This window comes from Lacunimicrobium album (assembly GCF_052161635.1).
Taxonomy (GTDB): Bacteria; Planctomycetota; Planctomycetia; order Planctomycetales; family Planctomycetaceae; genus SXPC01.
This window is the reverse complement of record NZ_CP197413.1, coordinates 944,808-958,205: the sequence shown is the minus strand read 5'-3', so window position 1 is coordinate 958,205 and position 13,398 is coordinate 944,808. Positions and strand designations below refer to the sequence as shown.

Sequence of the window (13,398 nt, the reverse complement as noted above, 5' to 3'; positions counted from 1 at the left end):
GGCAAACAGCGTTCGATTACTTCGACTCATTCATCTGATCAATATTAGCGGACAGATGAAGCTTCATCATCTCTTCTGCCGTCAGCCCGCGATCAAACACAGCCAGTCCACCGAACTGCCCGATGGTCGCTTCGCCGAGCATGCTTCCGACCGCGTAGCGGGCACCGACCGTGAAGTCTGATCCACCTCCGGGCTTCTTCGCTGCGTGCTTTTCCGCATCGTACTTGAAAATCCCGCGACCATGGTAATACGGGTTCATGCCGCGGTTCTGATTGAGTGGGCCTTCCGTGAGGAAGTAAGGATCTGTCCGCTTATCCTTTTGTGGATTCAGCGGGCGATAATCCATCACGCCGTTGATGTAGGCGCTGATGTATTTGCCATCATACGTAAAGCCAAGAGTACACCACTTCTCGGTTGGCACCTCTCGGGGACTGGCTGCGTAGTCACAACACCAAGGAAATGCAGAACCGTCAGCACGACGCGAAACGCCCCCTTCACTAGAGATGTGTGGCACGAGTTGATTGGGACCTCCGTACGTCGGCATATTCATCAGCAGTGCATATTGACGCGTGCCGGTATCGTCATTGGCACCTTTCCCTTCGCTCCACATGCCTGAAATGGTGCGGCTTTGTTTCAAGTTGGTAATGCGGACCACTGCGAACATGCTGACCTGTGCATCGGGGCCTGCGATATTCAGCTTGCCGGTTTCTGCGTAAGGAATCTTGAAATACTGCTTACCGTTCAGCCTGGCTGAATAGCCGGAATAGGGACCTTGTTCAAGGCGCTCGATAGGCCCACCAACTTCCTGCAGCGGGTAAGCTCCTTGTTCGATAACCGACGTTCTAGGCTGTCCGGGCTCTTGTCCGAACGTCCAGAACGCAACGAGATTCGGAATCTTCGCAACTTCCTGGACTGCCTTCTCTGAGGGTTCTGAGGCATCAACGGACTGACGTCCCGGGCAACAAAAAGTGACTGCGGCTAAGAGCGTCAACGCGAGCAGACGAATCATGATGTCTTTCCCGATGTATTCTCAAGGTGATCAAAAAGCAAGAAAACCAGTCCTATTTCGTGACGAGTGCGAAGTCAATGACGTTATTCCCTTTCGTCACCTCTGCCGTCAGCGTTGATGACGTGTGATACTTGCCAGGCAGGATTTCCTTCCTAGCTTCCACCTTCGGGCCATCTCCTTCTCCGCCGCTGGCACTGCGAGCTGACTTGATGCGGACGACATGCGGACCGAGAACGGCTCCTTTTTTATCCATCGTGTAGTCGAGTTCATAATGCCCCTTTTCGTCAGTCCAACCGACAGAAGGACGACCGTTCGGCGGCTCGAATGCAATCTCCGCACCATCAAGGGGTTCCCCATCGATCGTGATGACACCTTCGACACGCCCCAATGGAATCTTATTCGATGAACCACAGCCAGCCATGATCAGCGACAACAGCGAGAGTCCCAAAGCAAACGATTTCACTTGCATATTCCTTACCTCGTTCGAGAAGTAGCCATCTCAGGGAATCAAACCAGCTTAAAGAGCCACGCGGCGAACGGGCCGCGTGGCTTAAACAATCTTCCACAGACTTTTTAGAACTCGCCGATCACCTGACCATCTGCAATATTGCCCAAGTACTCCATGAGCGTGTCAGTTTGCCCCGAGGTATTGGCCTGTAGATTCTCACTGATAAATCGAACAGAGCCGTCACAAAGAACGAACTGTGCCCCGCCATCGTGCATACTGCTGAAGGCGTGGAAACGGTCATTCTGACCGCTTGTTGGCAGGACAGGATTCACCGCATCAAGAGTCGACCCGAAGATACGGACGAGTCCCTGATCGTAGAAGTGACCAGTCGCGGCAGCGGTCGCTGCGTCTGGCCAGGTACGACTGTCTGGCCCGTTGCCATCGCGGTCACGAGTCGCAAATAAGTCGCCAGCCAGGTTTCGTCGACCGTTGCGAACATAGGCTCGCTCGCCGATCAACGCTGTATTGCTCAATCCATCAGTGACATCACGAAATCGAATGCTGCTGTTACGGAAGAACAATCCCGTCGCGCCCGAGGTTCCATCTAAGTAGTTGGTGGCTTTGTTGTAACGTACAAGCGCGGAACTGTTGACGGCCAGATAGTTGGTCACTGACAGGCCAAGGTTCGTCCCAGCGGTATTTACGATCGCACAACCAGCACAATTATTGACATCTTGTGTCTGAGGAGCCGTGTCCGAGGGACATCGAAACGATGGATAGCCACCTTGTAACACTGACTGATGAGATGTCATGGCCTGAGTTGCTGTTCGCGGACCGGCGTTAAGTGCATCGTAGACAGCGGATTGTTCCATGAATGGCATGATAAAGACTGACCATGCCCAGTATCCCTGGTTATCCGCGATGCCGGGATTCGGTTTGATGTCGACATACCCTGGAGGAAAGACGGTATAGGTATCGTGATAGTTATGGAGCGCGATGCCGAGTTGCTTCAGGTTGTTTTTGCAGGTACTTCGTCGAGCGGCTTCACGAGCCTGCTGAACTGCGGGTAGAAGAATGGCCACCAGCGTCGCAATAATCGCGATGACAACCAGCAATTCGATCAGGGTGAACCCCGTTCGATTCTTTCCAATCGTGTGACTCAGAGACTTCATGGACGTTCCTCTCGCAAAGGATGTTAAAAGAAATGATGACCTGGAAATGATTGGTTACTCGTCGGTTTTTAAAAGAATGCGGCAGCCATCGATGAGGGCCGTATACTGGATGAAGAGCGTTCGACGATCTTCACTGATGCTGACAACGTCGTTGGGCTCGATGCCAGGACGGTCCTTGACACCCATCGCCAGATAATCCGTCTCTGGGTGACCGAAGATGGATTGTGAAGCAGACAGCCCGGCCTGATTAGTCATAATGCCGACGATTGGATACGTGAACCGAATCTCGACTGCCCCTTGTCGATGGATCGCTTCGCCTTCATCCGCTCGTACGAAGAACATGAGACTGCTAACCGTCAGTCCTGCTGGAAGATGGTGAACCGGCGGATTGTATTCATCCGGCTTGTAACTGCCAGGACTGACGATATTGACGATCTCTTCGCCCGTCGTCGTGACGCCTTCCTGCTCGAAGAACAACAGCGGGCCAGTTTGTGGTCCCAGTTGTAAAGGAGCCTCGCGCAGAAACGACAGGTTGGATGTGCATTGCAGGACGCCTCGGACGGCATTATCCATGGATGTGAAGCCATCGACGAACGATTGATGATCGATCGCCTGGATCTTCCCCGATTTCACCGAGACGGCAGTCCCTTCCATCAACCGGAGTGGTTCATACTCGCGATCGCTTTTGGCATCTTGGGCAAATGCCTCGACCGATCCTGTTAAGACGCCACAGTTCGTCCCGCCATTTTTATCGACTTGGACACAGAAGCGCGTTCCCAGATCGACAATCTCGCCACTCGGCGTTTCCAGACAAAAGCCGATCGCAGAATGAGGAACATCTGCATCAACTTTTCCAGAGAGGAGTTGTACCTTATTTGTCCCTGTGAACTTCAATTCGGCAGGGGCTTCTACATTCACCAGCACGCCGCTCGCCATGCAAAACTGGGCGAATCCCTGATCCAGGCGGACGACTTCATCGCGACGCAATCCTGCAGACAAACGGCGTTCCTCAGTCTGATCGGCTTCCAGTTGTCTCAGAGGAAATGCGACCAAAGCGGGTCGGACAGTTCGCGAGGCAAACCATTCAACACCCCAGCAGACAGAAAGAATCATCACCGACGCCAGCAGACAGGTCATCACTCCTGCAATGCGTGGAGTGACCCATAAGAAGGAGGCGTCGTCGGCAGCCTGGTGAACGGCCTTGCGACGACTGACAGGTTCTCCCAAGGCTTCATCTTCGAGAATGTGAGGCTGACGTAACGCGACTGTCTGCGCGACGTATTCGACGTAGATCTGGACCGCCTGATCATCTTTCCGCAAAATGTTCTGGAGACGATCAAATTCCTCCCTGGGCATCAACCCTGACTGGAGGGTTCCAAAGGAATCCAGCAATTCGTCAACTGAAGCAGAGGTCAGCCCGCGATTCATCCTTCGCCCTCCAGTTTGAGAGCAAAGTCGACGCACTTGAACAGCTTCCTTTTCAGAATGCTGAGTCGACGATAGATCACCGGAACCGACTTGTTGAGCTTCGTAGAAATCGACGCGATCGTTTCGTCATACTGATAATGATCTCGCAGCAGATCACGGTCATCGGGGCTGAGCTTATTGAGGCAGTCCTTGAGGATCTCGTCACGCATCTCGAAGATTTCTTCTCCTCCGACCATGCGGTGCGTGATCTTCTGCAGGATGTCGTCGTCGAAGACCATCAGCTTGCGTCGCTGAGCCTGAGCTCGAAAGTGCATACGGGTGTGATTCAGCGCGACCCCCGTTGCCCATGCCAGAAAATGTCGCTGTCGATCGAATCGCTCGAACGACTGCCACAGCGCGACACTGACGTCCTGAAAGACATCATCTGCCAGATCCTTGGAACCGACCATCGCCAGAACGCGGGCATAAATCTGTGGGTGATACCGTCCATAAAGTCGGATGAACTCCAGATGCGATGCCTCCTGCCCGGCGGTCGGCCGGAAGGCTTCATACTGGACTTCAAAGCCGTCTTTATTCACATTTGCCTCGCAAATAGATTCACATTTACTTATCTATTTGCAGGTTTTGTAGCAGATTCTCACAGATTTTCACCGGAATCGATAAAATATCCATATTTTTTGATGTGTCGTCGGGGCACAAAAAAACTCCGGCTCGAATTTCTCGAGCCGGAGTCTATCTTTGCCGTTGATTCGGCCTTATCGGTCTGTCACCTCAGGGGATTAGCCGAGGAGGTTCAGGACCTGTTGTGGGTTCTGGTTGGCAATTGACAGAACCGAAATACCAGCCTGGTTCAGAATCTGAGCCTTGGTCATTTCGGCAGTCGTTTCAGCGAAGTCGGTATCGGTGATGACCGAGCGGGCTTCGGAGATGTTTTCCAGAGCAACGCCCAGCGTCGTCACGTTCGTATCGATGACGTTCCGTTGAACAGCACCGAGGCGACCACGCAGAGTCGAGACGCGGTTGATCGCTTCTTCAACGATATTGACCAGAGTAGAACCTGGTTTCTCAGGGCTGATATCGAGCAGGCTCTTACCACCGCCAGTGCCGAGTTCGTACAGCTTACCGCTGACGCCACCCAGACGTGCAGTGTTGACAGCTTCGATACCAATTCCGATCTGGCCGGACGAGTTGGCTTGCTGACCAATCTGGAACAGCGAACCGCCACCGGTGATCGTGATGACTGCACGGCGTCCTGAGACGTTGTTGTCTTCATTGAAGCTCAACGAGGCATCGAGAGTCGAAGTGCGAATCTTCGCAGTCAGACCGCGGCTTTCAACGACCTGTCCGTTGATCGTCGCCTGAAGGTCCAGACCAGCGTCGCGAGTTGTTCTCGTGGCGTTATCTGTTCCCACAGTGTCAAAGCTACCGCTGATGGTTGTGAACTGCACGAAGGCGTCAGAACCAAAATCGGTACTTTGCAGCTTCAGGATTCGGCTGGCCACGTCGAGGGTCTTCTCTCCCTGAGTCGCTGCTTCGCCGATGACTTCTTTCCCGTTACCTTCGACAGAGACAGAGACCAGATCGCGAGCAGCGGCTGCACCTGAAGTGGTCCCGGTTTGAAGGAGGTTCGCGATGTCTTCAGCAGTCGTGGTGACGTTACCATTGGCATCGGTTGCCAGGGTGAACGTGACCAGCTTATCCGAAGTACCGGTGACGCTTGAGACGTTGACCGAGAGAGCCTGACCGGCAGTCCCTGGATCGGTGAACGCGACACGAGACTGACCAACCGTGCCTTCTGCACTGTTGTCGTAGAACGTCAGACCGTTGTTGGCACCATCGTTACCGCCGCGAAGTTCTGAGACGACGGAAGATGCAGTCATCAGACCAGTCGTACCGCCGGAGGCTTCTGCTGAGACGAATTCGCTCAGCTGAGTCGCTGTGCCGTTGACATCGACAGTCGTTCCCGGGCTGTTGATAAAGCTTTCCACGCTGGCCAGGGTCGATGTAATTTCTCCAGCTGCTTTCGCCAACTGAATTTTCAGAGTGACGGCACCTGTTTCCGCATCGACGCTGAACGAGTTGACGCCCAGAGAGGCGGCTGTTGTTCCCGTTGCGAAGTCGCCGATTTGAACATTGACCTTGCCACCCAGGGCAGCAGACGATCCGCCAGAACCGTTGTTACGGTTATCAGAGATCTTCAGCAGACCTGCATCAATACCGCCAGTCAAGGCCGTTGAAGCAAAGTCAGTGGCTACAGATGTGCCACCGTTTGTGGTCGCGATGACCAAGGAGTTGGCTGTCGCATTACCACGAATGGCTGCGATGATCTCCTCGTAGTTCGATGTTTCCACTCCACCTGCATCGGTGGCGAGGTAAACAGTGACAGTACGGGCCGTACTGGCGGCGCTGGTCGTCACTGTCAGGGACTGGCTGGCCCCGGTCGTTGATGCAAAGACGATGTTGACGTCAGGCTGAGCTGTCGTCCCACCTGCTCCTTCCGTTCTGCGAGTGAAGGTAACAGTAGAACTGCCTACCGTTGTGCCCCCAGCCAGTGCAGTCGCAGCCACACCACCAGCGACAGTTGTTCCGGCAGTTGTCGTTGCGGCGACCAGTGTACCAGCTGTTGCATCACCTTTGATTGCTGCAATGATGGCAGAGTAGCTTGATGTTTCAACGCCTGATGCATCCGTTCCCAGGTGCACCGTAATCGTACGGGCGGTACTGGCAGCAGAGACCGAAACGGCCAGTGTTTGAGAGTTGGCTGTTGTCGCTGCGAAGACGATGCTGATTGTTGGAGAAGCAGTTGTTCCTGCAGATCCACCAGCAGCAGCACCGCGGAATGCGATCGTATTGCCAGAGCCATCGGAAACCGTGGCGAGATCAAAGGTTTGACCAGTGACGGTGGCTGTATCTGAAGTGGCATCTGTTGTCGAGTCGGTGAAGGCTTTGGTTGCCCCCAGGTCGAAGGTCGCACCGGGTTCGAAAGTGGCTTTCACGCCCGTCACGTCTGAGATTGAGTTGATCGAATCGCGAATGTTGGCCTTCGTGCTCGATGCTCCCAGGAAGATGACCTGACTTCCCTTCGAGCCGGCAACTTCGACGGCAGCTGATTGTGTCAGAGATTTGCCCACGAATCGCAGCTCGCCTTTCTCGGCGGCTTGATTGATCGAGGCTTCGATCTTGATGGTGCTGGTGTTGGCGAACAGAGCTTCGTTAACCTGGAAGTCTGCGAGCTTGGAAGAGTCAGAAGCAGACATTTCGGTGACGAATGCCTTGCTACCGTCGATCAGCTTGTCACCTGCGAACGAGGTGTTGGCAGAAATCTTGTTGATCGCAGACAAAGCAGCATCAACCTGAAGCTGGTTGGCTTCGATTTCCGACTGAGACAGAGCACCGCTGTTGAGCGTTTCTTGAATCAGACCACGGATCTGATTGAGCAGGCCGCCCACTTCGCCCAGAGCTGAGTCTGCTGTCGCGAGCACGTTGTTAGCGCGACCGCTGTTCTTGATCGACTGCTCGATCGAAGAGATCTGTGAACGAAGCGTTTCGCTGGCGATCAGACCGGCAGGATTATCCTTACCAGAGTTGATCTTCAGACCGGTTGACAATCGTGTCAACGCAGTATCGAGTTGGCCGCCAGCTTTGTTCAAGCTGCGCAGTCCGCGGAGAGCAGCGACGTTCGTGTTAATTCTCGTCATGGCGAATGCCTTTCTAGTGACTTCCTGTAACTACTACCGAGCGACACCCTTGATGTGAGGCCCTGAGAGTCGTGGTTCTTTGTGGATCATCCGTGCCGGAGGATGGCTTCCCTGGTGATGTACGATTTCATTTCCCACCTTTTAAGACCGTTCGCTGGGTCGTGCTTGGGAGGGGAAATGATCTCGATCGTAGATCACTTCGAACCAAACGCGGGCGGTATATGAGTGGCAGTCAAGTCGCAGACCGACTGTACGTGTCGAATTGCGCAAGAACCTGTCTCGATCTATCGACGATCAGGGATGACTGCTTTAGAGAAAAAATGAATGTTCGGTAAAATAAACAGCCTGGAGAAAACACAGGTAATGAGCAGCCTTAGCAAAGTAGGCAGGAAGTTCCGGTCGTAGCGATTCTGCCGAAATCTGGCAGAATGATCGGAGGAAAAAAGCAACCTGAGTCTTAAATCGTTAAGCGTAGAAATTTCCGGTAATCGCCGACTCCGTCCCGACTTGCCGACTACTGGCGTGGCGATGGTGTGCTCGCAGGCTTGCCATTGTTTGATGATTGCGAATCGCGCTGAATGGCTTCGTAGACTTCCTGACGGTGAACAGGAATTTCCGTCGGAGCCTGAATTCCCAGACGTACTTTATCCCCACGGATATCCACGACCGTGATCACGATATTATCGCCAATGATAATACTTTCATCACGTTGACGAGATAGAACGAGCATGGGAACTCTCCTCAGGACCAGCCATCAAATTGGCCAGCCGGGATGATTGGGATGGGGGAATTTAAAGTTTAATGAATTCAGTTCAAACAATCGCTTCGCTCCTCATGAGCGATAGACACTGATGAACTTTCACAATCGTCTACAAAGGTTTGTTCGGCTCAAAATTGAACGAAAAACGATCTGAGTTTTTCGAAATTGAACATCGAGCCAAAACGGGCGTTAATCTGTGTTGGTCGTACGCTTTAAGCCAATTGAATCAGCTGAAAACTTCGAGAAACACCGGTAATCAATTTGACTTTGGAAAAACACATCGAAACTCAGGGAAACTGACGGATCGCTGGATTTTCGTTTTCGAAAGTGACCACCGCAGACGTATCAGGCGACTTCTTTCTTGGGCTGGATCTTACGAACGCCTTCCTTGTGTCGGGCCTTCATATCAAACAGTCCAAAGATTTCCGATGCATTGAGACTCAGCGACTTCGACGAGTCATCACCGTCTCCTAAAACGCGATTGAACATCTCACGCTTCTCTTTGAGGACCAGGTCGATTCGTTCCTCAACAGTCCCCTGGCAGATGAATTTGGTGCAGATAACCTGCTTTTTGACGCCAATGCGGTGAGCCCGATTGATCGCCTGATCCTCGACAGCCGGATTCCACCACCGGTCAAACAGGAAGACATAATGCGAGAACTGCAGGTTCAAGCCGACTGCCCCTGTGCCGTAACTCATGAGCAGCAGGTGAGACTTGGGATCCTCTTTGAACTTCTTGAGAATCGGCTCGCGGTCTTTATGGGCCACTCCGCCATGGTAAACGAGGGTTCCGAATTGCTCGGGCATGCGTTCGGCGAGCCAGTCGATGGTTTTCGTCCATTGAGAGAAGAGAATCGCCTTCTCGCCTGAGGCGGCGATCTCCTCCATATCAGCGACGAGACGCTCAAGCTTGACCGATTCCCCGGTAACCGGGTCGTAGTTGGCGATCTGTTTGAGTCGCATGACGAGTTCGAAGACGTGCTGGATCGTGATCTCCTCACCCATGGCATCGAGTTGCATCGTGCCATGCTTTTCCGCCGTCTCGTAGGCGTATTTCTGAGCGGGTGAGAGTTCGAGAAGTGCTTCCCGATCCAATAAAGGAGGCATGTCTTTCATGACGAGGTCTTTGGTTCGTCGCAAAACATAGACATCAGCCAGCAGTTTCAATTGCCTCAGGTCGGGCGTGGCACGTTCGGGCACAACTCCCATGAATTCAAACAGCGAGGCCATTTCTTCCGGACGATTCTCAATGGGAGTCCCCGTCAATGCCCATGATTTTTTGCGAGGAATGCTTCGAGCCGCATCTGACGTTCGAGAGTCACGATTCTTGATGCGCTGAGCTTCATCCAGGACAACCAGGTCAAACTTGGGCAGATCCTCTTCTGGACGCTCGCCCAGATCGCGGACCATCACTTCATAATTGGCCAGAAGAACCGGGGCGCGATCCATCGACCACAGCATATTGCGTCTCGCCGTGTCCCCTTCTAAGGTGGTGATCGGAATTTCCTCAGCCCAAAATTTGAATTCGCGCTGCCAGTTGGGAATCAGCGGTTTGGGGCAGACAAGGAGGATACGTCGTACCTGGGCAGCTCTTAATAACAGACGGATCGCTGTGATCGTCTGCATGGTTTTCCCAAGGCCCATCCCATCGGCGAGCATGGCCGATTTCTGCGAGAACAGCCACGCGATTCCCTCATACTGATAAGGAAACGGCTCGAACGGCATGACGAGTTCCTGGCTGGAAAACCAGGAATTCAGCGGGGGTTGAAGCATATAGAAGAGGCGATCTTCCAGCGTGATCGCATCGGCGGGAGGCTTGATGCGGGCGGGCTTTTTCGGCTTCTCCGCAGCTTCTTCGCCTTCATTCTCCACCTTCTTCGGCTTGGGAGGCTCTTCGTGAGCTTTTTTCTCCTCGACGACCTTGGGCTTGAGGAATTCGACGCTGTCTGGAAAGTTGACGCCGAACGTCTTCACCTTTCCAAACATCGGCTTCCAGCTCGGCACATAGCCGGGCTTGGTAAGCAGCGGGACGTCCTGCAGCATCACTGATGACCAGCGGGCCATTGCCGAATTCATTCCCGTGACAAGAATCTGTGGATTCAGGCCGAGATTGATGGACTGTGAAGTGAGATCAGCGTTTTCTTGGGCTTCTTCCATGGGATCATCCTTGATCGTTTTGGAGTCGCGTTGAATCAGTCGTTACATAGCCTTACGCAGCCGTTTTGAGGGTCTCGCGTAATGCCTCATTCGTGCGATAAAGCGGTTCGCCCAGATCCGCTTCCGCAGGGATGCCTTTGAGCATTTCTGCAATAATCGCCAGATCTTCGCTGAATGCTTTGAGAGCATACAGTTCATTGCGATTATGAGTTCGTCTGGCGTGTTCGGCGTCGTTTGGCTTGCCGGTTGTGTCATCGGTTTTGAGGACGGCGACGGGGGTTTCGATGTGGTTTCTCAGGCCGAGGATATCGAGCTGATCAACCAGAATCGCGACGGGCTTGATCTGAACACGTTCCAGCAGCGTCTTGGCGATCAGCTCGCCTTTAATGAACGGCCCCAGCGTTGTCCCGTAGAGAATCTGTTGCGTTTTATTCGGCTGTACGGGCGTCGTACACTGGAATTCCAGAGGACGGCCGGTGAGCGTTGTCACAAGCAGCCCTCCCATGAATCCACGATCCGCCATTTCGATGACGGTCAGGAATCCGAGTTTGATATCCTTCCCTGTGGCGGCAGTTGCCATAAGGCAGATCCCTCTTAATCTAGTTGTCGGAATTGCGCTGACTGATCTCAGCTGGGTTGTCGGACAGCGTCCCATCCGACGCGACAGAGTCTGCATCGGCGGGCGCGGTCGAGAGACTTGAGTCTCTTCGGGCGTCCGATTTTTCAGCTCGTCAAGCGGCGAGAAAGATAGCTATTAAGCAGACCTTGCGGGCAGTGTGCTGACCGGAAAATTCTCGTCAGGAGTCATGTTTTCGCGCGACCGCATGGTCAGATTTATGTAGTCGTCACAGTTTAACAGCAGCATTTTCAAACAGCAGCGAGCCCGCATCGGCTGCGAAGTCTGATGTCGTGAGCATAGTTCCTGCCAGATCTAAAGTTTTCCCAGAAGCACAACGACATCGGGCAGTGGGCGATACTGGAGAATCCCGGAAGGACGCGTATCAACGGGGGGATCTTCCGGTGCACGAGGAAGCTGGGAAGCCAGACTCTGTTTGCAATCGAAAATGGTCAGATAGATGGCATCGCCGAGTGGCTTCTCCTTGATGCGAGTCACTAATTCGTTGCAAATGTTCTCAAGTAAGCCGGTCGTTCCCAGGCGGTCGATCACAAACGAGTCGGCCAGAATCATTGCGCGATGTTCGAGCAGCGAGATATAAATCAGGATTCCGTGTTGCCCTGAGGTGTGATGCACACGCAGATCGAAGAACGTGCTGAAGGCCCGTCGCTGCACTTCTTCCTTCATTTGCACCGGTGTGATGAAGAGAGCCCGCAGCCAGTCAACTTGTGAGGCCATCCAGACACCAACCATGAAGCCCAGGATCAGCGGAAGAATCAGCCCAGCCAGATACAGCGAGTAGTTTGGCGAGGCCCAGGAGTGCAGTTCGGTGATCGGGAATGGCATGATGCTCCACGAGACAATCATGCAGAGGATCCCGAAGAACAATCCGCAGATGTCCTCGGCACGGTCATAACGTCCGGACGAGTCTGCGACCGCAACGAGAATCTCGGCGTCTAGTGTTCGTTCTGCTTCTTTGATGGCGAAACTGATTTTGCGTCGTTCGTCTTCATTCAGAAGTTTTTCAGCCTGGATCATGGTGTTTCCTGAATCACTGGTGTCGGATTAATCCACTTGCGAACAGTCAGAAAAGTAGGGAGCTGGTGAGTCTTCGAACCGCACCAAATCGACTTTCATAGCCCAGTTCGTATTGAGAGCCCATTTGGTGCGGTTCGCAAAGCCTCACCAGCACCCTACATTCTCTCCTGGTCAACCAAATTGCAAAACTGCTCTTACTGCGAATCAATTACCAACTGCCGGATGCACCACCGCCGCCGGAGAACCCGCCACCGAATCCCCCGCCGCCACCGCCAAAGCTTCCTCCACCGAAGCCCCCTCCTCCGCCGCCGCCCCAGCGGGACGATCGTCCAGAGCTTTGGAGCATGTGATACAGAGCCAGTCCGATAAAGCTGAAGAGCGCGCCCCAGAAGATCCACGCCCACCCCGAACGTCCGCTGTTCATGAGGGAGTAGACCGTCACACCGCCAATCACCAGGAGGACGACGCCCCACAACAGTGAGTTGCTGCCCGTCGTATTTCCGATCGTTCCACTGGCTGGCGCGGTCATCTTCTTTCCACTGGCCAGTTCATACATCGCGTTGGATGCAGCGAGAATCCCGGCACTGTATTCCCCGGCGCGGAAATGGGGAACGAGAATCTGGTCGATGATCTGCTTGCTTTCTGCATCCTTGGAACTCCCGTATCCGGCTCCCATTTCAATGCGCACCTTGCGATCATCCCGAGCAACAAGCAGCAGCATGCCTTTGTTGAACGCCTTGCCATCAACTTCGCGGAAGCCAATGCCCCAGCGGTCGTAAAGGTCCTGGGCTGCCTTTTCGATACTCGATGGATTTCCTTCCAGATCTCGCATGCTTCGGACCGTAACGACATAGAGCGGGATCCTGGTCTCGTTCAGAAGCTTGCCAGCTTCTTCATTGATTGTCTTCTCATCGGCCTGGGTGACGATATCGGCATCGTCGACGACGAAACCGGCCGTCGGCTTGGTTGGTCCCTTGTTGACATCGGGGTTAGCCGGAGCTTGAGCCATCGCCATCTCAGACGCAGCACACAGCAGCAACATTGCGAACACGGCGAATTTGTGCATTCGATT

General features: G+C 53.6%; 11 protein-coding genes. All 11 read right to left on the bottom strand.

Annotated elements, in window-relative coordinates; genetic code table 11:
* Positions 1 to 16: 16 nt before the first annotated feature.
* A complete protein-coding gene (locus SH248x_RS03755) occupies positions 17 to 1,009 on the bottom strand; it encodes a hypothetical protein (protein WP_459557182.1) in 993 nt (330 codons plus the stop codon).
* Positions 1,010 to 1,061: 52 nt separating this feature from the next.
* The gene (locus SH248x_RS03750) at positions 1,062 to 1,472 is read right to left on the bottom strand and encodes a transthyretin-like family protein (protein WP_459557181.1); all 411 of its coding nucleotides are present in this window, start codon (positions 1,470 to 1,472) and stop codon (positions 1,062 to 1,064) included.
* A 110-nt stretch (positions 1,473 to 1,582) separates the two neighbouring features.
* Complete coding sequence (locus tag SH248x_RS03745) at positions 1,583 to 2,629, bottom strand: DUF1559 family PulG-like putative transporter (RefSeq protein WP_459557180.1); 1,047 nt, start codon at positions 2,627 to 2,629, stop codon at positions 1,583 to 1,585.
* Between the two features lie 54 nt (positions 2,630 to 2,683).
* Positions 2,684 to 4,057, bottom strand: coding sequence for a FecR family protein (locus SH248x_RS03740; protein WP_459557179.1), 1,374 nt, complete (start codon positions 4,055 to 4,057; stop codon positions 2,684 to 2,686).
* Entirely contained in the window at positions 4,054 to 4,635 is a 582-nt protein-coding gene (locus tag SH248x_RS03735; protein WP_459557178.1) for a sigma-70 family RNA polymerase sigma factor, read from the bottom strand. Before SH248x_RS03735 ends, SH248x_RS03740 begins: the two co-directional genes overlap by 4 nt.
* 201 nt (positions 4,636 to 4,836) lie before the next feature.
* Positions 4,837 to 7,755, bottom strand: a complete 2,919-nt coding sequence (locus SH248x_RS03730) for a flagellin N-terminal helical domain-containing protein (RefSeq protein ID WP_459557177.1) — start codon at positions 7,753 to 7,755, stop codon at positions 4,837 to 4,839.
* A gap of 514 nt (positions 7,756 to 8,269) precedes the next feature.
* Positions 8,270 to 8,485 (bottom strand): carbon storage regulator, encoded by a 216-nt coding sequence (gene csrA, locus SH248x_RS03725; RefSeq protein WP_459557176.1) that lies wholly within the window; start codon positions 8,483 to 8,485, stop codon positions 8,270 to 8,272.
* Between the two features lie 375 nt (positions 8,486 to 8,860).
* Positions 8,861 to 10,672 (bottom strand): DEAD/DEAH box helicase, encoded by a 1,812-nt coding sequence (locus tag SH248x_RS03720; protein WP_459557175.1) that lies wholly within the window; start codon positions 10,670 to 10,672, stop codon positions 8,861 to 8,863.
* 52 nt (positions 10,673 to 10,724) lie between these two features.
* A complete protein-coding gene (locus SH248x_RS03715; RefSeq protein ID WP_459557174.1) occupies positions 10,725 to 11,252 on the bottom strand; it encodes a hypothetical protein in 528 nt (175 codons plus the stop codon).
* Between the two features lie 351 nt (positions 11,253 to 11,603).
* Complete coding sequence (locus SH248x_RS03710; RefSeq protein WP_459557173.1) at positions 11,604 to 12,326, bottom strand: hypothetical protein; 723 nt, start codon at positions 12,324 to 12,326, stop codon at positions 11,604 to 11,606.
* A 208-nt stretch (positions 12,327 to 12,534) separates the two neighbouring features.
* The gene (locus SH248x_RS03705; protein WP_459557172.1) at positions 12,535 to 13,392 is read right to left on the bottom strand and encodes a TPM domain-containing protein; all 858 of its coding nucleotides are present in this window, start codon (positions 13,390 to 13,392) and stop codon (positions 12,535 to 12,537) included.
* Positions 13,393 to 13,398 lie beyond the last annotated feature (6 nt).

What these genes read in the sequence shown, in the direction of transcription:
- SH248x_RS03755 (WP_459557182.1), bottom strand. Translation starts at nt 1,009, where the DNA reads ATGATTCGTCTGCTCGCGTTGACGCTCTTAGCCGCAGTCACTTTTTGT.
- SH248x_RS03745 (WP_459557180.1), bottom strand. Translation starts at nt 2,629, where the DNA reads ATGAAGTCTCTGAGTCACACGATTGGAAAGAATCGAACGGGGTTCACC.
- SH248x_RS03740 (WP_459557179.1), bottom strand. Translation starts at nt 4,057, where the DNA reads ATGAATCGCGGGCTGACCTCTGCTTCAGTTGACGAATTGCTGGATTCC.
- SH248x_RS03730 (WP_459557177.1), bottom strand. Translation starts at nt 7,755, where the DNA reads ATGACGAGAATTAACACGAACGTCGCTGCTCTCCGCGGACTGCGCAGC.
- csrA (WP_459557176.1), bottom strand. Translation starts at nt 8,485, where the DNA reads ATGCTCGTTCTATCTCGTCAACGTGATGAAAGTATTATCATTGGCGAT.
- SH248x_RS03720 (WP_459557175.1), bottom strand. Translation starts at nt 10,672, where the DNA reads ATGGAAGAAGCCCAAGAAAACGCTGATCTCACTTCACAGTCCATCAAT.
- SH248x_RS03715 (WP_459557174.1), bottom strand. Translation starts at nt 11,252, where the DNA reads ATGGCAACTGCCGCCACAGGGAAGGATATCAAACTCGGATTCCTGACC.
- SH248x_RS03710 (WP_459557173.1), bottom strand. Translation starts at nt 12,326, where the DNA reads ATGATCCAGGCTGAAAAACTTCTGAATGAAGACGAACGACGCAAAATC.
- SH248x_RS03705 (WP_459557172.1), bottom strand. Translation starts at nt 13,392, where the DNA reads ATGCACAAATTCGCCGTGTTCGCAATGTTGCTGCTGTGTGCTGCGTCT.